At 67.9% G+C, this 16,899-nt stretch carries 23 protein-coding genes and 1 pseudogene; 10 read left to right on the forward strand and 14 right to left on the reverse strand.

What is annotated here, in order from left to right; translation table 11 throughout:
- Nucleotides 1-360: 360 nt before the first annotated feature.
- Complete coding sequence (locus LGY53_RS11385; protein WP_225726624.1) at nucleotides 361-651, forward strand: sigma factor; 291 nt, start codon at nucleotides 361-363, stop codon at nucleotides 649-651.
- Nucleotides 644-1,360 carry an anti-sigma factor domain-containing protein gene (locus LGY53_RS11390; protein WP_225726625.1) on the forward strand — a complete coding sequence of 239 codons (717 nt, stop codon included), beginning with the start codon at nucleotides 644-646 and terminating at the stop codon, nucleotides 1,358-1,360. Before LGY53_RS11385 ends, LGY53_RS11390 begins: the two co-directional genes overlap by 8 nt.
- Here the strand turns inward: LGY53_RS11390 and LGY53_RS11395 are convergent, their stop codons facing one another.
- The 3 genes from LGY53_RS11395 to LGY53_RS11405 all read right to left on the reverse strand — a co-directional run bounded on the left by LGY53_RS11395 (nucleotide 1,361) and on the right by LGY53_RS11405 (nucleotide 4,133).
- Nucleotides 1,361-2,035, reverse strand: coding sequence for a PhzF family phenazine biosynthesis protein (locus LGY53_RS11395; protein WP_225726626.1), 675 nt, complete (start codon nucleotides 2,033-2,035; stop codon nucleotides 1,361-1,363).
- 75 nt (nucleotides 2,036-2,110) lie between these two features.
- Nucleotides 2,111-3,004, reverse strand: coding sequence for an NADP-dependent oxidoreductase (locus LGY53_RS11400; protein WP_225726627.1), 894 nt, complete (start codon nucleotides 3,002-3,004; stop codon nucleotides 2,111-2,113).
- A 19-nt stretch (nucleotides 3,005-3,023) separates the two neighbouring features.
- Entirely contained in the window at nucleotides 3,024-4,133 is a 1,110-nt protein-coding gene (locus tag LGY53_RS11405) for an NAD(P)/FAD-dependent oxidoreductase (protein WP_225726628.1), read from the reverse strand.
- Between the two features lie 70 nt (nucleotides 4,134-4,203).
- On the opposite strand from LGY53_RS11405, the gene LGY53_RS11410 reads away from it, so the two are divergent.
- Nucleotides 4,204-4,791, forward strand: coding sequence for a TetR/AcrR family transcriptional regulator (locus LGY53_RS11410; RefSeq protein WP_225726629.1), 588 nt, complete (start codon nucleotides 4,204-4,206; stop codon nucleotides 4,789-4,791).
- A gap of 112 nt (nucleotides 4,792-4,903) precedes the next feature.
- Here the strand turns inward: LGY53_RS11410 and LGY53_RS11415 are convergent, their stop codons facing one another.
- Genes LGY53_RS11415 through LGY53_RS11430 form a run of 4 tightly spaced genes read right to left on the reverse strand, consistent with a single transcriptional unit; the run spans nucleotide 4,904 to nucleotide 6,922 of the window.
- Nucleotides 4,904-5,275 (reverse strand): hypothetical protein, encoded by a 372-nt coding sequence (locus LGY53_RS11415; protein ID WP_225726630.1) that lies wholly within the window; start codon nucleotides 5,273-5,275, stop codon nucleotides 4,904-4,906.
- 2 nt (nucleotides 5,276-5,277) lie between these two features.
- Nucleotides 5,278-5,730, reverse strand: coding sequence for a roadblock/LC7 domain-containing protein (locus LGY53_RS11420; RefSeq protein ID WP_203217376.1), 453 nt, complete (start codon nucleotides 5,728-5,730; stop codon nucleotides 5,278-5,280).
- 26 nt (nucleotides 5,731-5,756) lie between these two features.
- On the reverse strand, nucleotides 5,757-6,539 hold the full coding sequence (locus LGY53_RS11425; protein WP_225726631.1) for a hypothetical protein: 783 nt from the start codon (nucleotides 6,537-6,539) through the stop codon (nucleotides 5,757-5,759).
- Entirely contained in the window at nucleotides 6,536-6,922 is a 387-nt protein-coding gene (locus LGY53_RS11430) for a hypothetical protein (protein ID WP_225726632.1), read from the reverse strand. Before LGY53_RS11430 ends, LGY53_RS11425 begins: the two co-directional genes overlap by 4 nt.
- Nucleotides 6,923-7,125: 203 nt before the next feature.
- On the opposite strand from LGY53_RS11430, the gene LGY53_RS11435 reads away from it, so the two are divergent.
- Nucleotides 7,126-7,404 (forward strand): hypothetical protein, encoded by a 279-nt coding sequence (locus tag LGY53_RS11435; protein WP_225726633.1) that lies wholly within the window; start codon nucleotides 7,126-7,128, stop codon nucleotides 7,402-7,404.
- Nucleotides 7,405-7,407: 3 nt separating this feature from the next.
- Here LGY53_RS11435 and LGY53_RS11440 read toward each other — a convergent pair whose 3' ends face one another.
- The 4 genes from LGY53_RS11440 to LGY53_RS11455 are packed head-to-tail and all read right to left on the reverse strand — an operon-like array spanning nucleotide 7,408 to nucleotide 11,006.
- Entirely contained in the window at nucleotides 7,408-8,394 is a 987-nt protein-coding gene (locus LGY53_RS11440) for a glycine betaine ABC transporter substrate-binding protein (protein ID WP_225726634.1), read from the reverse strand.
- Nucleotides 8,391-9,155 carry an ABC transporter permease gene (locus tag LGY53_RS11445; RefSeq protein WP_225726787.1) on the reverse strand — a complete coding sequence of 255 codons (765 nt, stop codon included), beginning with the start codon at nucleotides 9,153-9,155 and terminating at the stop codon, nucleotides 8,391-8,393. The genes LGY53_RS11440 and LGY53_RS11445 overlap by 4 nt, the downstream gene beginning before the upstream one ends.
- Nucleotides 9,155-10,363 (reverse strand): ABC transporter ATP-binding protein, encoded by a 1,209-nt coding sequence (locus LGY53_RS11450; protein WP_225726635.1) that lies wholly within the window; start codon nucleotides 10,361-10,363, stop codon nucleotides 9,155-9,157. The genes LGY53_RS11445 and LGY53_RS11450 overlap by 1 nt, the downstream gene beginning before the upstream one ends.
- Nucleotides 10,356-11,006, reverse strand: a complete 651-nt coding sequence (locus LGY53_RS11455; protein WP_225726788.1) for an ABC transporter permease — start codon at nucleotides 11,004-11,006, stop codon at nucleotides 10,356-10,358. The genes LGY53_RS11450 and LGY53_RS11455 overlap by 8 nt, the downstream gene beginning before the upstream one ends.
- Nucleotides 11,007-11,148: 142 nt before the next feature.
- Between LGY53_RS11455 and LGY53_RS11460 the strand changes: the two genes are divergently transcribed.
- Both LGY53_RS11460 and LGY53_RS11465 read left to right on the forward strand, forming a co-directional pair.
- The gene (locus tag LGY53_RS11460; RefSeq protein ID WP_225726636.1) at nucleotides 11,149-11,754 is read left to right on the forward strand and encodes a TetR/AcrR family transcriptional regulator; all 606 of its coding nucleotides are present in this window, start codon (nucleotides 11,149-11,151) and stop codon (nucleotides 11,752-11,754) included.
- The gene (locus tag LGY53_RS11465; protein WP_225726637.1) at nucleotides 11,751-12,239 is read left to right on the forward strand and encodes an FBP domain-containing protein; all 489 of its coding nucleotides are present in this window, start codon (nucleotides 11,751-11,753) and stop codon (nucleotides 12,237-12,239) included. Before LGY53_RS11460 ends, LGY53_RS11465 begins: the two co-directional genes overlap by 4 nt.
- On the opposite strand, the gene LGY53_RS11470 is transcribed toward LGY53_RS11465, so the two are convergent.
- From LGY53_RS11470 to LGY53_RS11480, 3 genes are all read right to left on the reverse strand, one after another.
- Nucleotides 12,230-13,369 carry a hypothetical protein gene (locus LGY53_RS11470; RefSeq protein ID WP_225726638.1) on the reverse strand — a complete coding sequence of 380 codons (1,140 nt, stop codon included), beginning with the start codon at nucleotides 13,367-13,369 and terminating at the stop codon, nucleotides 12,230-12,232. The genes LGY53_RS11465 and LGY53_RS11470 overlap by 10 nt on opposite strands.
- A gap of 137 nt (nucleotides 13,370-13,506) precedes the next feature.
- Nucleotides 13,507-14,046, reverse strand: coding sequence for a carboxymuconolactone decarboxylase family protein (locus tag LGY53_RS11475; protein WP_167476293.1), 540 nt, complete (start codon nucleotides 14,044-14,046; stop codon nucleotides 13,507-13,509).
- A 48-nt stretch (nucleotides 14,047-14,094) separates the two neighbouring features.
- Nucleotides 14,095-14,682 carry a peroxiredoxin gene (locus tag LGY53_RS11480; RefSeq protein WP_225726639.1) on the reverse strand — a complete coding sequence of 196 codons (588 nt, stop codon included), beginning with the start codon at nucleotides 14,680-14,682 and terminating at the stop codon, nucleotides 14,095-14,097.
- A gap of 112 nt (nucleotides 14,683-14,794) precedes the next feature.
- Between LGY53_RS11480 and LGY53_RS11485 the strand changes: the two are divergent.
- The 4 genes and pseudogenes from LGY53_RS11485 to LGY53_RS11500 all read left to right on the forward strand — a co-directional run bounded on the left by LGY53_RS11485 (nucleotide 14,795) and on the right by LGY53_RS11500 (nucleotide 16,890).
- Nucleotides 14,795-15,712 (forward strand): annotated as a pseudogene (locus tag LGY53_RS11485) (hydrogen peroxide-inducible genes activator).
- Nucleotides 15,709-16,128, forward strand: a complete 420-nt coding sequence (locus LGY53_RS11490) for a gamma-glutamylcyclotransferase family protein (RefSeq protein WP_225726640.1) — start codon at nucleotides 15,709-15,711, stop codon at nucleotides 16,126-16,128. The pseudogene LGY53_RS11485 and the gene LGY53_RS11490 overlap by 4 nt, the downstream one beginning before the upstream one ends.
- 32 nt (nucleotides 16,129-16,160) lie before the next feature.
- Nucleotides 16,161-16,496 (forward strand): HEAT repeat domain-containing protein, encoded by a 336-nt coding sequence (locus LGY53_RS11495; RefSeq protein WP_225726641.1) that lies wholly within the window; start codon nucleotides 16,161-16,163, stop codon nucleotides 16,494-16,496.
- 103 nt (nucleotides 16,497-16,599) lie between these two features.
- Nucleotides 16,600-16,890 (forward strand): hypothetical protein, encoded by a 291-nt coding sequence (locus tag LGY53_RS11500; protein WP_225726642.1) that lies wholly within the window; start codon nucleotides 16,600-16,602, stop codon nucleotides 16,888-16,890.
- Nucleotides 16,891-16,899: the final 9 nt, after the last annotated feature.

A 16,899-nucleotide genomic window follows, 5' to 3' on the forward strand; every position in this document is an offset into this window, starting at 1 on the left:
ATCCGGTTCACGACTACGTCTCGCCGCTCGGCTCGGTCGCGGGCGAAGCCGCTGCGTCGATGCTCCGCTCGCGCACAAGTGGGCAGATGACCAAAGGGTAGGTGCGGGCGCACCGCCCGATGCGGCGTTCCGGGATGCCGAAGCGGTATCGCCCGATGCCGTGTTGGTCGGTTGGGGGAAACTCCGGGTTGTGACACGCCGGTCGATAGGGGATATGACCTCGTCAATGGGCGTACCTCCCCGTCGGATTCGGTCGTGCGCGAGGCGGTGCCGCTAGGGAATTCCGGACGAATCGGGTGGTAGGACCAATCCGGCCGGGGTCGGCCGCCGAACACCCCGTATGCGGGCATGGAATCGGCGATGAGAATCGAGCGACGGCTCGTGGTGGAACGGATCGCGGTGCCCGGGCCGGGTGACGCCGGTGCGGGTAAGCGGTTGCGGATGTTGCCGGCCGCGGCGGGCTCGGGCGAGCTCTGTCGGCCGACAAGCCCGCCGGTGTTCGGGCCGGCGGTGCGGATACTGCGCGATCGGGCGATGGCCGAAGTGGTGACGCAGGAGGTGTATCTGCGGGTGTGGTCGGCGGCGGAGCGGTATGAGAAGCGATGGTGTGGTGGCCCGATCGGCCTGGTCGGGGAGTGTGCGGATGCTTGACGGTGTTCGATCCGAATCGGATCTGCTCGAGCTGGCGTATCCGTACGCGCTCGACGCGGTCGCCGACATCGAGCGGCGGCATATCGAATCCCGGCTCGACGCGGCCGATCCCGAGATCCGGCAGGCGTTCGGCGATACGGTGCGCACGCTGCACGAGGTGCTCGCGCGGCTGGCGGTGCTCGACGAGCTGACCCCGCCCGCCCGGCTGGAGGCGCGCATCCTGGCGATGCTCGACGACCCGGCGGGCAGTGCGCGGACCCGGCGGCCTGGGCCGCCGGAGTGGCGGCGGCGGTTGGGTGCGGTGGCCCCGATAGCGGCCGCGGCGCTGCTGGTGCTCGGCGGCGGTATGGTCGCCGATCGGTTCGCCGGGCCGGATCCCGGCGCCGAGCAGCCGCGGCAGGTCACCGATATGCACAGCCTGCGGGTGCTCGGCGGCGGCACGATGACGGTCGACGTCATCCGGCCGGGGCTGGCCGCGGTGATGTTCGACGGGGTCGCACCGCCGCCCGACGGGCATATTCACCAGCTGTGGCTGGTCTCCGCGGGCGGGCGGCCGCGCTCGATCGGGATGCCGGCCGAATTGCCTTCGACGGCAAGACCATTCGTGACGAAATTCAAGGCGGGTGACACCATTGCCGTCACGGTGGAGCCCGCGGGCGGTTCGCAACTACCTACCACGTCACCGCTCGCGGGATTTGCCCTACCGTAGCTACACCTCGACGGGAGTGTCGGCGACCACCCGGCCGCCCAGCCGGACCCAGCCGTCGGAATCCCATTCGGTGAACAGCTGCGAACCCGCGCCCTGGGTGATCCGCACCCCGCGTTGCAACAGCGCGGTGAGCGCGACGGCGGCGGCGCCGGTCGCCTCGTCCTCGGCAACTCCCATGCCGGGGGCGAACATTCGCGATCGCAGCTCGCCGCGCGCCTCATCGATCCAGGCCCAGGCGTAGTGATTGCCCTCGGTGTAATCGTCCGGTGTCAGCGCGAGCACGTCGGCCGGATCCGCCAGCTGTGCGAAGGTGAACTTCGGCGCCCAGGAGCCGCGTGCCCTGACCCGGACGAGCCCGTCGGCGAATTCGACGGCGACCGGCCCGGCGGGTACGTCCAGCGTATGCACCACCTGGCCGCGATCGGCCAGCCACCACGCCGTGCCGACGGTCGGATGCCCGGCGAACGGCAGCTCGACGGCCGGTGTGTAGATGCGCACCCGCGCGATGCCGTCGACCGGATCCTGGACGAACACCGTCTCGCTGTACCCGAGCTGTTTCGCCAGGTCCTGCCGAGTGTCCTCGGCGAAATCCCCGGCCCGGGCCACCCCGAGCGCATTTCCGAATTGCCCGGCCGCGTCGGTGAATACGCGTACCACTTCGACCTGTGTGCCCATGATCGAGCAGCTTACCCGCGCTGACCGGCCCGGATGGTCGCGCGGAGCAGGCCGGTAGCCAAGTAGTGGACCCTTTCAGATGACCAGGACCCGGCGTCCGCGCGTGTGACCGGCCTGACTGTCGATATGCGCCGCCGCGGCCTCGGCGAGCGGGTACGACTTCTCGACCGGGATGCGGAGTTTCCCCCGCGCGATGAGGCGTGCGGCTTCGGTGACGGCCTCCTGCCAGTCCCCGGACTTGCCGGAGTATCGGACACCGAATTCCGGTGCACCGAGATCGGCGATGGAGACTACCTTCCCCGGGTCCCCGGTCAACTCGACGAGCTCGCGGATCACGCCCGAACCCGCCAGATCGAGCGCCGCGTCGACCCGGCCGAGCCGCCGCACCCGCTCGACCCAGCCGTCGCCGTAGGTCGTGGCGAGGGCGCCGAGGCCGCGCAGATAATCCTGGTTCGCGGCGCCCGCCGTGCCGATCACCGCGATGCCGCGGTCGCGCGCGATTTGCAGCACCGCCGATCCGACCCCGCCGGACGCGCCGCTGACCAGCAGCGTCTGCCCGGACCGCACCCCGACCTGGTCGATGATGCGTAGCGCGGTCTGCACGACGGAGGGGTAACCGGCGGCTTCTTCGAAGGACAGTCCATCGGGTATCCGGGCCCAGGCCGACAGCACGGCGAATTCGGCGTAGGTGTTCGCGCCGTAGCCGAATACCTCGTCGCCGAGCCGGACCCCTTCGACATCCGCGCCGATCTCGTCCACCACTCCGGCGGCGTCGTGCCCGACCCCGGCGGGCAGCTCGATCGGTCGGATCCGCTGGAGCTGTCCCGTGCGGATCCGCCAGTCGACGGGGTTGACACCCGCCGCCCGCACCGCGATTCGTATACGACCGCGGTCGGCGTGTGGTTCCTCGGCATCCAGGAGCCGCAATACGTCCGGCCCGCCGAACTCGGCGAAGCTCACTTTCTTCATATCTTCGGCCTTTCCAGGTTCACGGTCGCGGGGCGGTGGTGTGCATCCAGTGGCTGAACGCCGCGTAACGTTGCGCGGATTCCGCTGGGCCGTCGGCCTTTTCGACCTCGTCGGCCCATTCGCGCACCCGCTCGAAGCGCGGTATGCGCAGTTGTTCGTAGGCGCTGAGCGCCGCGCGCAGGGTCGGCGCGGTGTCCAGTGCGTCGCGGAGCACGCCGACGTCCTCGACGCCGAGGGTGCCGCCCGCGGCGATATGCGGCGAAATGCCATGTGCGGCATCGCCGATCAGCGCAATGCGGTGGCTCGTCCAGCGGGGTAGCGCGGGCACGACCATGATCTGGTTCTCCAGAATGTCCGCCTCGGGGGTGGCTGCGATCATGCGCAGCAGCTCTTCGTGCCAACCGCTTTCGGCAAGGTTGCGGGCGCGCTCGAGCGCACGGTCCCGCTTGCTCCCGGTGCGCGTCCCCGCCTCGAATTGGTTTATGAACCACATGGTTTCGCGCGCGGTGATGCGGGAGTACCCGCCGCGGGTGCGCTCGCGCCCGATGGTGAGCACGGTGCCTTCGGGCCGCTCGTCGCCTGTCGGGACGATGGCACGCCAGGCGATATTGCCCGCATGCGGTCGGGCCTCGGTGCCGGGCAATAGCTGGGCGCGCACCCGGGAGTGGACGCCGTCGGCGCCGATGAGCAGGTCCGCGCGCACGTCGTCCCCGTTGTCGAGGTGGACGACGAGCTCGTCGTCGGTCTCGGTGTAGCCGATCACCCGCGCGCCGAGGGTGATCCGGTCCCGGCCGACGGCATCGGCGAGCGCGGCGTTGAGTTCCGCGCGGGGGACGAGCAGATATCGGTAGGCGAGGTCGTCGTAGTCCGCGGATCGCAGCGCGCGGCCGGTGGGATCGAAGAACCAGGCGTCGACCTCGCGCCCCATCGCCCGGACCTCGGCGCCGATCCCGAGCCGGTCGAATTCGCGAAGTGCGTTGGGCCACAGGCCGATACCCGCCCCGGCGGCCCGGATCTCCGGGGCCTGTTCGAGGACAGTGACCTGATATCCGCTCCGGCGCAGCGACGCCGCGGCGGTAAGCCCGACCAGGCCGCCTCCGGCTATGGCGGCGCGTATCACTCTCGTCATGCCATCGACGTTAACACTAACGGTTAGTGTTTTGTAACTGGTGCGCTTTTGAACCTGGTAGGGTAAAAGGGTGACTGCGCCGACCGGTCGGCGGGAGCGTAAGAAGGCCGCGACCCGCCAGAAGATTGCCGATACCGCCCTGCGGTTGTTCCTGGAACGCGGCTACGAGGCGGTGGGCATCCGCGATGTCGCGGCCGCGGCCGATGTCGCCGTCACCACGCTGTTCTCCCATTTCGCCTCGAAAGAGGCTTTGGTTTTCGAGCAGGACCAAGACTTCGAACAACGCCTGACGCTGGCGGTCACCGCCCGGCCGTCAGCCGATCCGCTCATCCCCGCGCTGCGCCGGGAGATGCACGCCATAGTGCGACATTGCGCGGGCGAGGGCGCCGCCCCGATCCGGCGCATGATCGATGCGTCACCCGCCCTGCGCGAATACGAGGAATCCATGCGGCTGCGCCATGCCGAATCGCTGGCGGCGGCCATCGCCACCGACCTCGGCCTGTCGCACGCCACGACGGCCTGCCGGACCATCGCCAGATTCGTGATCGACGCCTTTTCGCTGGCCCGCCAGAGCGCTGATCCTCGAGCGGCAGTGGATGAGATCTTCGGAATGATCGAGGCGGCTTGGCAGGTCGCCAACCCCGGTCGACCCGCCTGAGTGCGTTGTGGCGCAGGGGAATTCGGCCGTATCCGGCGAAAACCGTTGGGCAGGAACCTGAACCGGCGCCCGGGCGTCTATCGGTCCGGGCGATCCAGCGGCCGAGGATATTTCACACTTCGAGATCTTCCTCTATGCCCTTGAGGCGGTGGCGGGCCAGGGCGAGGTTGGCGCGGCCTCGGTCGAGGGCGAGGTAGAGGAACAGGCCCTTGGATTTGCGGCCGGTCATCGGACGGATCAGGTGGTATTGGCCGGACAGGGAGATCAGGATGTCCTCGATTTCCTCGTTGAGGCCCAATTGATCGATGGTGCGCAGCTTGGCGCGCACCACTTCGGTATTGCCCGCGGCGGCCACTTGCAGGTCAAGGGATTTGGAGCTGCCGAGCATGCCGAGCGCCATACCGCTGTTGTAGTCGACGACGGCCGCGCCGAGCGCGCCGTCTATTACCATCATGTCTTTCAGCGCCAAATCCATATTGGACATATTCATTCCTCTCGATCTTTTTTCACTGCTTGATCTTTGGTGAGTCCGTTGCCGCCGGACGTCAGATGTTCGGCGATGGCGCGCACCGCGGGCCGCGCCTCCAGATGCAGCCGGCCGACGTTCACATCGGGCTCCGCGAGCACGGTCAACGCGGTCCAACCCGCCGCGTAGATCACCACATTGCCCCCGGTGCCGCGGACGACGACCTCGTGCAGGCCGCCGCCGTGCGCGGCATTGGCCAGTCGATGCGAGAGCGAAAGCTGCGAGGCGGATATCGCGGCCATGGTGTTGGGTTCGATATCGTGCGGCAGATCGTGGGCGACGAGCAGCCCATCGCTGGAGGCTACGAGCGCGCCGGTCAGCCGCGGTACGCGCTCGCGTAGCGCCTGTAATTCCGCGAGCACCGCCGCGTTCGGTTCGGGTCCGGACATGGCCACCTTCGTCAACCTTCCCATCAGTTCGCCGAATTTCCTTCGCACGATCAGGCGAGCCCCTCCAGTGCCGCCCGCAGGCGGATCAGTGTGTTGTGGTCGACCGGTGCCCACCGGTTCGGCACGGGATCCGGCGCGGCATGGCGGGCGTGGCGGCGCGGCAGCCTTTCGGTCTCGGGGCGGGCGGGCGGCGCCGGTTCGGTGATCGCGGCGGGCAGCGGCGGTTCGATCAGTCCGGCGGCGGTCAGCGCGCGCACCGCGAGCAGGCATCCGTAGGTGGTGCGGCCGAGTTCGCGGGCCAGGGCGGCGATAGTGCGCCGGGCGTCCGCCGCGGCGAGCACCTCGACCTGGCCGCCGGTCAGCACCAGGCGGCGGCGCCGGATCCGGTGGACCGGTACGACGGGTGCGCGATCGATCAGGTCCACCGGCCACGGCCCCGCCGCCGGATCGCCGCGCCGCGCGCACTCGCGTACCAGCGCGCGCGGCGGAATATGGCAGGCCGCGGCGAGCCAGTGCGGCGGCGCCGGCTGGAATTCGGGCGCCGACGGTGTGGCGAGCAGCAGATACGCCGCGTCGAAAACCGAAAGCAGCGCAAGGCTTTCCAACCGAGGTACGCCGGTCAACTCATGGGGCGAGCCGGTTCTGGCCCGGAGTAGATCGGCCGCGGACGCCACCCCGGCCGCGACTGCGAGCCGTTCCAGTCCCGGGGTGCGGCGGCAGTCGGCCGCCGCCACCATGCCGGATACCAGATGAAATGCGCCGTCGCCCGCCCGCAGAATTCCGGTGCACCGCTCCATTTCCAGCCGCTGCAGTTCCGCCGCGAGTTTGCTCAAGGACGATCCTCGGCAAATTCCGCGAGAATTCCGCGTATCCGGAAACGCGCCATCGCCAGATTTCCGGTTTCGTCGTCGAACAGGACATGTACGAAAAGCCGGCCGTCGAAGTCGCCGTGCACCAGATTCAGCAGGTGATATCCGCGGGCCGCGCAGACGATGATCTCCGCGACATCGTCGTCCGGGTTGCCGGTCGCCAGCGCGGGGCAGCCGAGTATGGCCCGCACCACATCCGTTGTGGTAGCGGCGTCTTCGTGCTGATCAACCAGTCCGTGCCGGCCCGAAGCGGCGATCGCGAGACCGCTCAGGCCGTCCACCAGGGTCACGCTGCGTGCACCGGGAATGTCCATGATGCGCTGCATGCAGCCATCGATACCGATCACCGTGTCACCAATTGTTATAAGTGCAAAGTTTTAACGCATCCAGACGCTACACACGATTGCCGAGCGGTGTCCAGCAAATGCGAGTCGAATTCCCGCCGATGCGCTATTTCCAGTGCAAACGAGATAAGAATACCCCGCAGTATTCAATACCATTCGGTATTCAATACTTTCCGGTTTCGGCATTCGGGTGCAGAATCGCACTGATGTGCGCGCCGGATGCGGGAGGTGGCCGGGTGGACCGGTACGAGGTCAGGAAGTTCCACAGCTGCGAATTCTGCGGCACCGAGGAGATCGTGCTCGGCGGCCCCTACCGCACCCGCGCCGAGGCCGAGGCGGCCGCCGAGGCCGACGCGTGCCGCACCCTGACCTGGACCTGGTTCCGCACGGCAGGGGAGTGGCCGCTGTGGTCGGATCCGGAGGACGGCACCTGGATCTACCACATCTACGGTCCCCCCGTGCCGAACGGTGAAGCGGCGCAGTGAAGTTCACCTCGCGGTGACGAAGCCCTTCGCGACCAGCCAGTCTCGGGCGACATCGGCGGGTTCGCGACCGTCGACGTCGACCTGCCGGTTGAGTTCGGTGGCGGTTTCGTTGGTGAGCAGCGCGGAGATCGGGGCCATGATGGCGGCGATGCGTGGGTGCGCGTCCGCGACCGCCTTCCGGATCACCAGCGCCGCATTGTATTTCGGGAAGAAGCCGCGATCGTCGCGCAGCGGTTGCAGGTCGAGGGCGCCGATGCGGCCGTCGGTGGTCGCCACCGAGCCGAACCGGCACTGGTTCGCATCGGCCACCGCCTGGTAGACGATCGGGTCCAGCACGATCTGCTTGCGCACCTTGCCGGGATCGATGCCGTACTTCTTCGCCATTCCGGGGAATCCGTCTTGGCGCACATTGAATTCCGTGCCGACGCAGGTGGTCGCCGCCGCGGGATCGGTGTCGATCAACCTGGCGTAGTCCGACAGCGTCGTGACACCGGTCTCGGCCGCGACCCGCTTGCTGGTGGCGATCGCGTAGGTGTTGTTCATCGGCGCGACATCCGCCCAGACAATGCCGTGTCGCGTGCGGTCGGCGTCGCGGACGGCCTCGAACTGTTGGGTCTCGTCCTGGATCGGCGACTCGTTGCCCAGATAGTTCATCCATCCGGTGCCGGTGTAGTCGTAGGCGATATCCACCTGGCCGTGTAATTCCGCGTCGCGCAGGCTGTTCGAGCCCTCGATATTGGTCAGGTCGCGGATGTTCGCGCCCGCGGCCGACAGTGCGAATTCGATCAGATAGCCGAGGATGTTCTGCTCGGTGAAATCCTTCGAGCCGACGGTGATCGGCACGCCCGCCAGATCCGGATCCGGCCGGATACTGCCCGGACCCACCTGCAGCGGCATCGCGCCGCCGGACTGCAGGCCGCAGCCCGCGACCAGCAGAATCGCTGTGGCGCAGGCGATTGCGCGCAACAGCCGGGCCGATTCGCGCCTCATCGCAGCCCCTTCGGTCCGATGAACCGCTCGGCCAGCGCGCCGAGCCAGTCGACGAGCAGTGCCAGCGCGACGGCCAGCACCGCGCCGAGCACCAGCGTGACATTGTCGCGCAGCTTGTAGCCGGTATCGATGAGTATGCCCAGACCGCCCGCGCTCACCAGGAACGAGAGTGTGGCCGTGCCGACCGCGAGCACCAGCGAGGTGCGCAGCCCGGCCAGGATGTAGGGCACAGCGAGCGGAAATTCGATGCGGCGCAACACCGTCGCGGCCGACATGCCCTGCCCCCGGCCCGCGGCGATCAGCGCCCGGTCCACCTGCTGATAGCCGAGGATGGTGTTGCGCAGCACCGGAAGCAGCGCGTAGAACGCGATCGGCGCGACGCCTACCCAGAAGCCGGTCGTACGGGTGGCCAGATAGGTCAGCACGATGAGACCGATCGCCGGGGCGGCCGCGCCGAGATTGGCGATCGCCACGAAAAACGGTGCGAGACGGCGGAATCGGGACCGGGTCAGCAGCGTGCCGAGCGGCACCGCGACCGCGAGCACGATCGCCGCGACGGTCGCGCTGATCACCACATGCTGCCAGGTCGTCGTCGCGATATTGCGGATGTTGACGCTGGCTCGCTGGGTGGCGGTGAGATCGCGGTCGAAGGCCCAGCCGAGCACGCCCGCGGTGAGCACGACGACCACCGCGGGCTGGGCGAGCATCCGCAGCCGCTCCGCGCGCCGGGAATCGGTTGCGGAGGTGGTGATCCGATCCATCACGGCGCGTCCTCGCTGGCACTCGTCGGTGCTGTGCCCATGGTTCCCGCGCTGTGCTCGGTCACGGTGCCCCCGGCGCCCCGCAACGCCGACAGCTCACCGACCAGCGTGTCGATGGTGACGATGCCCGCGTACTCGCCGTGGCCGCCGGTGACGACGGCGGTCGCGCACTGCTGGGTCAGCAGCGCGGCCAGCGCGTCCTGCAGCGTCGACCGCAACGAAAGTGGTTCGCCGATGGGCGATCCCACATCGCGCAGCGAGCTCACGCCGTCGAGGTGTTGGGCGGAGACCCAGCGCAGCGGTCGCCGCTGTCCGTCGAGGACGAGGCCCCACGGCCACTCGGCCGCGGCGAGTTCGGCGCGCAGCGGCTCGACCGGATCGTCCTGCGCCGCAACGGGACACCGGCCGAGCTCGACATCGCGCACCCGGATCAGCGTGAGCTGTTTGAGCGAGGCGTCCGCACCGGCGAATCCGGCCACCGTCTCGTCGGCCGGCGCGGCCAGGATCGCCGCGGGGGTGTCGTACTGCAGGATGCGGGATCGGTTGCCCAGCACCGCGATTCGGTCGCCGAGTTTCACCGCCTCGGTGAAGTCGTGTGTGACGAAGACGATCGTCTTGCCCAATTCCGCCTGCAGCCGCAGCAATTCGTCCTGCAGCAGCCCGCGGGTGATCGGATCCACCGCGCCGAACGGCTCATCCATCAGCAGCACCGGCGGATCGGCGGCGAGCGCGCGGGCCACCCCGACCCGCTGCTGCTGTCCGCCCGACAGCTGGCGCGGGTACCGGCCGCGGAACGTATCCGGTTGCAGGCCGACCAATTCCAGCATCTCATCGACCCGGTCGCGGATCCGTCGGCGCGGCCAGCCCAGCAGTTCGGGCACCGTTGCGACGTTCTTCGCGACGGTCATATGCGGGAAGAGTCCGGCCTGCTGAATGGAATAGCCGATGCCGCGGCGCAATTCGTTCGGATTCAGCGAGATGACGTCGCGACCGCCGACCGTGATGCCGCCCGAGGTCGGCTCGATCAGCCGGTTGATCATCCGCATGGTGGTGGTCTTGCCGCAGCCGGACGGACCGACCAGCACCACGATCTCACCGGCCGGGATCCGCATCGAGACCGATTCGACCGCTGGATCACGTTGTCCCGGATAGCGTTTGGTGACGGCGTCGAGCACGATCTCGACCCCGGACGTGACGGTGTCAGTCACGAATCCCCCTCGCGGTGGTGAAATGCCCGACGAGCACGTAGATCCCGTCGAGGAGCAGTGCCAGCAGCACCACCAGTACGGTGCCCGCCAGCGCCTGCGGTACCGCGTTCGGGCTGCCGAGCCGGGACAGTCCGGAGAAGATGAGATTGCCGAGGCCGGGCCCCTTGGCGTATGCGGCGATCGCGAGAATCCCCATGATCATCTGGGTGCTGATCCGCATACCGGTGAGAATCGACGGCCAGGCCAGCGGCAGCTCGATCCGGGCGAGCACCCGCAGCCGGTTCATGCCGACGCCGCGGGCCGCGTCGACGACGGCCGGATCCACCGCCGCGAGCCCGACCAGCGTATTGCGCAGAATCGGCAGCAGGGCGTATATCACCAGCGCGGTGACGGTCGGTGCGACGCCGAGGCCGAGCACCGGTATCAGCAGGCCGAGCAGTGCGAACGACGGGACGGTGAGGATGGCGCTGGCCGCCGCCGTCGCCAGCGCCGACCCGAGCGGGCTGCGGTAGACCAGCACGCCGAGCAGCACCGCGACGATGGTGGCCAGCAGCACCGATTGCACGACCGCGGAGACGTGCAGGTAGGAGTCGATGAGCAGCTGATGCCGCCGGTTGACGATGAACTTCCACAACGTGTCCAGGGTCGTAACCTCCCCGTCGCTCAATGCCTTTCGGAGACTAGCGCGAGCGATGGCGCCTCCGGTGCGAAACCGGGCGGTCCGTTAAATGACTTGTGCCTAGTTTTATCAGGACATAACCTAAATATCGTAGGAAGGAGGGTGGATGTCACCCAGGGCCGGTCTGACACCGGAACGCATCGTGCGCACCGCGGCCGAACTCGCCGACGAGATCGGCTTCGAGAAGCTCACGCTGTCGGCGGTCGCGCGCAAATTCGGGGTGAAGGATCCGAGCCTGTATGTGCACGTGCGGAACCTGCACGATCTGCGGATGCGGGTGGCGCTGCTCGCCGGCACGGAACTGAACGACCGGATCGGCGTCGCCATCGCCGGGCGGTCCGGCAAGGATGCGATGGTCGCCTTCGCCGACGCCTACCGGGCCTATGCACTCGAGCATCCGGGTCGGTACGCCGCGACGCAGATCCGGATGGATCCCGCCGAAATCGCCGATGAACCCGCGCTGCGGCGCAGCGTCGAGCTCACCGCGTCGATGCTGCGCGGCTACGAACTCGCCGAGGACGATGCCCTCGACGCGGCGCGCCTGCTGCGCAGCGCCTTTCACGGCTTCGCCACCCTGGAGGCGCAGGGCGGCTTCGCCCACTCCCGGCCTACCGACATCAGCTGGCGGCACATGCTCGACGCGTTGCATCTGACGCTGTCGCAGTGGCCGTCGGCATCCGATCAGACATCAGCCGTGAAAGAATCGTCATGAAACCCGTTACCGAACAAGATATTCGAGCGTCCTTCGTCAACTGCTCCAAGGGCGACGCCAAACGGCTGCCCATCCCGCGCGACCTCGCCGAAAAGCCTTGGGACGACCTGGATTTCCTCGGCTGGAACGACCAATCCATGCCGGGCCGCTCCTATCTCGTCGTCCCGCAGGCCGATCGGCTGCTCGGCGTGGCGATGCGCTACGAGACCGGCGGCCCCGGCCGCACCCAGATGTGCGCCATCTGCCTGACCACGCACACCGCGCACGGCGTCTCCCTGATGACCGCGGCCAAGGCAGGCGAATCCGGGCGGCTCGGCAACTCCGTCGGCACCTACATGTGCACGGATCTGGCGTGTTCGCTCTACGCGCGCAACAAGAAACGCCCCGCGCTCGGCGCGCGGTACCGCGAAGATCTCACACCCGAGGAGAAGGCCGAACGCGTGCGCACCAACCTCGACGGGTTCCTCACTCGGCTCTACAGCTGAGCCAGCTCCTCGCGCACGATCGCGGCCATCGCCTGTGGTAGCCAATCCACCACCGCCCGAGCGTATTCCGGGTCGTGGCGGATCCTGGTACGGAACAGGGCGTCGGTCTGTCCGCTGAGCGCGCCGTTGCCGAGCAGCCAGAACGCCCGGCGCGGGCGGAGTGCGACGACCTTCGCCAATGCCTCGTCGACGTGCTCGTCGCCCGCGAGGTGGGTCAGTTCGGCATCGCCTTCGTGTGTGTCGAGCTCGCGGAGCATCGTCACGATTTCCTTGCGTGCCTGGGCATCTCGGGTCCGTCGGTAGAGGGTGCCCAGGATCGGCGGGACGTCGAGGCCGAGGTTCACCCCGAGGCTGTACCGGATCCGCGGGTCGCCATCGATGATTCGTGGCGCGATCCGGTCCACCAGGGCATGCGCCAGATCGATGTCGCGGACGGACGTCAGCAGGCGTGCGGCCGCCAACTCGTCCGATACGGCCCAGCCGGTCAGCTCGATATCGGCGGCGACCCAATCCTGTTCCGTCGGAACGAGATACGAGGCGGCCAGCCGGGCGTGCGCGCTGCGGGTCCGGATCGCCGCCAAGCGGATTCGCGTCTCGGCGTACTCGTCGTCGGTGGCCGCGGCGAGCAGTTCCCGCAGCTCGCGGATATGTGGGTCGAGGACTTCGGTGGTTTCGAATATCGGCAGTGGAATCGGTGCTTCCTGATCGGGCGTGCCTACCTTGGCTTTTCGATGGTCCGTCAAGGTGAGTTCCGACAGCAGCGCCATGGTTTGAGCGGCGTACGGCAAGCCGTGGTTGGCGGCCAAGTAGTGGGCCAGACTCGGGGAAGTCGTCACCTGTGCCAGGAACAGCCCTGCCGCGGCGGCGGACTCGGGTCGTGCCGAGCCGGGATCGCGCAGGTAGGAGTCGGCGAGTTCGTAGAGTGTCGCGTCGTCGTCAGGGAACAGTTGCCGCAAGCAACCGAGTCGTTCGGGTAAATCCCCGAGCCATTCGGTGATTTCCGCGACCAGTTCGGCGATCACGGGGCGCTCCACTGCGGGACCGTGACCGCGAATCGGTGTGGCCAACTTCCACCATCCAGCGGGAACCGCTTCCGCCTCCGGCTCGCCCTGCAGATCATCGATGCTCATGGATTCCCCTCCCGTTGTCGGCGGTTCCCCAACCGCTCGACCGCGACAATAGTCCATGGATCCGGCAACCGGCCGAACAGCACACTGCCCCCATCCGAAACGGACGGGGGCAGTGTGGTTTTCGTGAACGTGCCGGATTAGACGGCGGCCCCGGCCAGCGCCTCGGTGGACTGCACCGCCTGGCCGACACCGGCGACGATGGCGGCCACCCGCAGCGCCTCGAAGATCACCTCGCGCGAGACGCCCGCCTCGCGCAGGGTGTGCTCGTGCGCCTCGAGGCAGTGCTGGCAGCCGTTGATCGAGGAGACCGCGAACGACCACAGCTCGAAATCGGCCTTGTCGGTGCCCGGGTTGCCGATGATGTTCATCCGCAGCCCGGCGCGCAGGTCGTCGTAGCGTCCACCGAGAAATGCCTTGCCCCGGTAGAACACATTGTTCATCCCCATGATCGAGGCGGCGCCGAGCGCGGCGTTGTACGCCTCCGCGGACAGGGTGTCCGCGGCCTCCTCGGCGATTTCGCGCAGCGTCGTCGCCGACCGGGTCGCGGCCGCCGACGCGAGCAGCGTGCCCCACAGCTGCTGCTCGTTCAGCACGGTGGTGCGTGCGATGGAGGACAGGTTGAGCTTGAGGTCCTTGGCGTACTCGGGCAGGGAGTTCTTCAGGTTCTCAATGCTCATGCTCGGCGATACCTCATCTCTGACTTGATATTTCGGTTGGTGGATCGATCAGACGCTGGCGGCGAGCAGCTCGCCCGCGTTGATGGTGGGGTCGCCCTTCTTCCAGTTGCAGGCGCACAGCTCGTCGGACTGCAGCGCGTCGAGCACCCGCAGCACCTCGTCGACGTTGCGGCCCACCGAACCGGCGGTGACCGAGACGAACTGGATCTCGTTGTTCGGGTCGACGATGAAGGTCGCCCGGTCGGCGACGCCGTCGGAGTTCAAAACGCCGGTGGCGGTGGTCAGTTCGCGCTTCAGATCCGAAACCATCGGGAAGGGGAGGGTTTTCAGATCCTCGTGCTGGGCGCGCCACTGGAAGTGCACGAACTCGTTGTCCACCGAGACGCCGAGCACCTGCGCGTCGCGGTCGGCGAATTCGTCGTTGAGCTTGCCGAACGCGGCGATCTCGGTCGGGCAGACGAAGGTGAAGTCCTTCGGCCAGAAGAAGACGATCCGCCACTTGCCCGCGTGATCGTCGCTGGTGACGGTGGTGAAGTAGTCGTCGGGCTGCTGAGCGTCGACCTTGGACAGGTCACCGCCGATCACCGCGGTGAGGTTGTAAGCCGGGAATTGGTCGCCGATGGTCAGCAGGGCCATGCGCATCTCCTCGTGGGTTGGTTTGCTAGCACTGTGCGGTAAAGCTCCCCATCGATCTTCGCCGAAGGGGTCACGAAAGGTAAAGGTGATCAGTCGCACTACACTGATAGGTGTGACTGATCAGACTTATCAGCCGACACTCTCACAGCTGCGTGCGTTCGTCGCGATCGCCGAATATCGCCACTTCGGTACGGCCGCCGCCCGCCTCAATGTGAGCCAACCCACGTTATCGCAGGCGCTCGCCGCCCTGGAGAACGGGTTGGGGCTGCAGCTGATCGAGCGCAGCACGCGCCGCGTTCTGGTCACCGCGGCGGGTAAACGGCTGCTGCCGCAGGCGATGGCGACGCTGGAGGCGGCCGATCGATTCGTCGCGACGGCCACCGGCGACGGGCTCAGCGGCGCCCTGCGCATGGGCATCATCCCGACGGTAGCCCCGTAGGTGCTGCCGACCCTGCTGCCCGAATTGCGGGCCAAGGTGCCCGCCCTGGTGCCGCAGGTGATCGAGGACCAGACCGCGCGGCTGCTCGACGGCCTGCGCACCGGCGTGCTGGACGTCGCGCTGCTCGCGATACCGACCGAAACGCCCGGTATCGTCGAAATCCCGCTGTACACAGAGGAATTCGTGCTGGTGACGCCGCGCGGGCACGAATTGGCCGGCCGCACCGACCTGGTGCCAGGCGTGCTCGACGCGCAGCCGCTGCTGCTGCTCGACGAGGGGCACTGCCTGCGCGATCAGACCCTGGACCTGTGCCGCTCCGCCGACGCGCATCCGGCCGCGGTCGGCGACACCCGCGCCGCATCGCTGGCCACCGTTGTGCAGTGCGTCGCGGGCGGTTTGGGCGTCACGCTCATCCCGGAGATGGCGGTGGCCGCCGAAACCGCCCGCGGCACACTGGATACCGCCCACTTCGCCGGGCCCGCCCCCGGCCGCACCCTCGGTCTGGCCTTCCGCGCCTCCACCGCGCGCAAGGAGGACTATCAGAAATTGGCCGACATCATCCGCGATCAGCGCTCGGTGGGCTCGGTATGAGAGTCGAACATGAACTCGGCGTGGCGGATTCGCTGTTCGCCTACGGCACCCTGCAATTCCCGCAGGTCTTGATCCACCTGCTCGACCGCTGCCCGCCGCTGGAGCCGGTTGCCGTATCCGGTTGGCGCGCGGCCGCATTGCCCGGCCGCGTGTACCCGGGCCTGGTCCCCGCAACGGATTCGGTGACCCCCGGCGTCCTGCTGACCGGTCTGACCGCCGCAGAATGGCGGATCCTCGACGCCTTCGAAGACGACGAATACGACCTGCGGACCGTCGAGGTGCATCCGGGCGCGCGTACCGCGATGACCTACGTCTGGACCGCTCCCGTCTCCGAGCAGACCTGGTATTCGGAAGAATTCGCCGCGGTCCACCTCGCCGCGTTCGTAACCCGCTGCGCCCGAAGCAAATACCGCTGACCTGCCGTTGGCCGTGGAGTACCGTTGCCTGGGTGCGGGACGTATTCGACGAGGCGATGCGGTTGATGCGCAGCCGGAACCCGCAAACGCAAGAGGACGGGTACCACCTGCTGCTGTCCCGTGCCGGCGATCATGTCGACGAGCTGATCGAGCAGTTCGAGAGCGAGACCGATCACGGATTGCGCTGCTGGCTACTGGAACTCGTCGGCGCGGCCCGAGCCGAGTCGGCACTGCCGTTGCTCGGCGCGCAACTCGGCAACCCGGACGACGCACTGCGCGATCAGGCGGTGCGGGGCCTGGTCCTGCTCGACACCCGCGAGGCCCGGCGGATGCTCTGGCGGGCGCGTGCCAACGGCATCATCGAGTAGGCCGATGCACGCGCTGCGTGAAAACGGCCGCGGTGGCTGTGCACGCGGGAACCGGCGGGGCAGAATCGGGTCCGCACTATCAGCGGAGAGGAGCGGTGGAATCATGAATCATGTTGTCGGACAATGGCTGCGGCAGCTCGCCGACCGGCTCGACCACGACGGCGCGCCGAAGAGCCTCGGCTGGACCTTCACCATCGAACCCGCCGGGCCGACATTACATCTCGACGGTCGCCGCGGCTGCCCACTACTCATACCCGACAATGCCTCGTACGGGCGCGCCCATCGGGATGCGCTACGCGGATCCGGAAGGGCCGCAACGTTATCGAGCGGTACGGGTTCGGTGCGCCGGAGCACGACACACCGGAACCGATACGGCGGCCCGCATCCGAGCTGATAAGCCGCT

Origin of the sequence: Nocardia sp. JCM 34519.1 (assembly GCF_020361265.1) — a bacterium.
Lineage (GTDB): Bacteria > Actinomycetota > Actinomycetes > Mycobacteriales > Mycobacteriaceae > Nocardia > Nocardia arthritidis_A.

What these genes read in the sequence shown, in the direction of transcription:
- LGY53_RS11405 (WP_225726628.1), bottom strand. Translation starts at nt 4,133, where the DNA reads ATGACGAGAGTGATACGCGCCGCCATAGCCGGAGGCGGCCTGGTCGGG.
- LGY53_RS11500 (WP_225726642.1), top strand. Translation starts at nt 16,600, where the DNA reads ATGAATCATGTTGTCGGACAATGGCTGCGGCAGCTCGCCGACCGGCTC.
- LGY53_RS11420 (WP_203217376.1), bottom strand. Translation starts at nt 5,730, where the DNA reads ATGGGAAGGTTGACGAAGGTGGCCATGTCCGGACCCGAACCGAACGCG.
- LGY53_RS11440 (WP_225726634.1), bottom strand. Translation starts at nt 8,394, where the DNA reads ATGAGGCGCGAATCGGCCCGGCTGTTGCGCGCAATCGCCTGCGCCACA.
- LGY53_RS11385 (WP_225726624.1), top strand. Translation starts at nt 361, where the DNA reads ATGAGAATCGAGCGACGGCTCGTGGTGGAACGGATCGCGGTGCCCGGG.
- LGY53_RS11490 (WP_225726640.1), top strand. Translation starts at nt 15,709, where the DNA reads ATGAGAGTCGAACATGAACTCGGCGTGGCGGATTCGCTGTTCGCCTAC.
- LGY53_RS11465 (WP_225726637.1), top strand. Translation starts at nt 11,751, where the DNA reads ATGAAACCCGTTACCGAACAAGATATTCGAGCGTCCTTCGTCAACTGC.
- LGY53_RS11390 (WP_225726625.1), top strand. Translation starts at nt 644, where the DNA reads ATGCTTGACGGTGTTCGATCCGAATCGGATCTGCTCGAGCTGGCGTAT.
- LGY53_RS11400 (WP_225726627.1), bottom strand. Translation starts at nt 3,004, where the DNA reads ATGAAGAAAGTGAGCTTCGCCGAGTTCGGCGGGCCGGACGTATTGCGG.
- LGY53_RS11470 (WP_225726638.1), bottom strand. Translation starts at nt 13,369, where the DNA reads ATGAGCATCGATGATCTGCAGGGCGAGCCGGAGGCGGAAGCGGTTCCC.
- LGY53_RS11445 (WP_225726787.1), bottom strand. Translation starts at nt 9,155, where the DNA reads ATGGATCGGATCACCACCTCCGCAACCGATTCCCGGCGCGCGGAGCGG.
- LGY53_RS11475 (WP_167476293.1), bottom strand. Translation starts at nt 14,046, where the DNA reads ATGAGCATTGAGAACCTGAAGAACTCCCTGCCCGAGTACGCCAAGGAC.
- LGY53_RS11395 (WP_225726626.1), bottom strand. Translation starts at nt 2,035, where the DNA reads ATGGGCACACAGGTCGAAGTGGTACGCGTATTCACCGACGCGGCCGGG.
- LGY53_RS11480 (WP_225726639.1), bottom strand. Translation starts at nt 14,682, where the DNA reads ATGGCCCTGCTGACCATCGGCGACCAATTCCCGGCTTACAACCTCACC.
- LGY53_RS11435 (WP_225726633.1), top strand. Translation starts at nt 7,126, where the DNA reads ATGTGCGCGCCGGATGCGGGAGGTGGCCGGGTGGACCGGTACGAGGTC.
- LGY53_RS11415 (WP_225726630.1), bottom strand. Translation starts at nt 5,275, where the DNA reads ATGTCCAATATGGATTTGGCGCTGAAAGACATGATGGTAATAGACGGC.
- LGY53_RS11460 (WP_225726636.1), top strand. Translation starts at nt 11,149, where the DNA reads ATGTCACCCAGGGCCGGTCTGACACCGGAACGCATCGTGCGCACCGCG.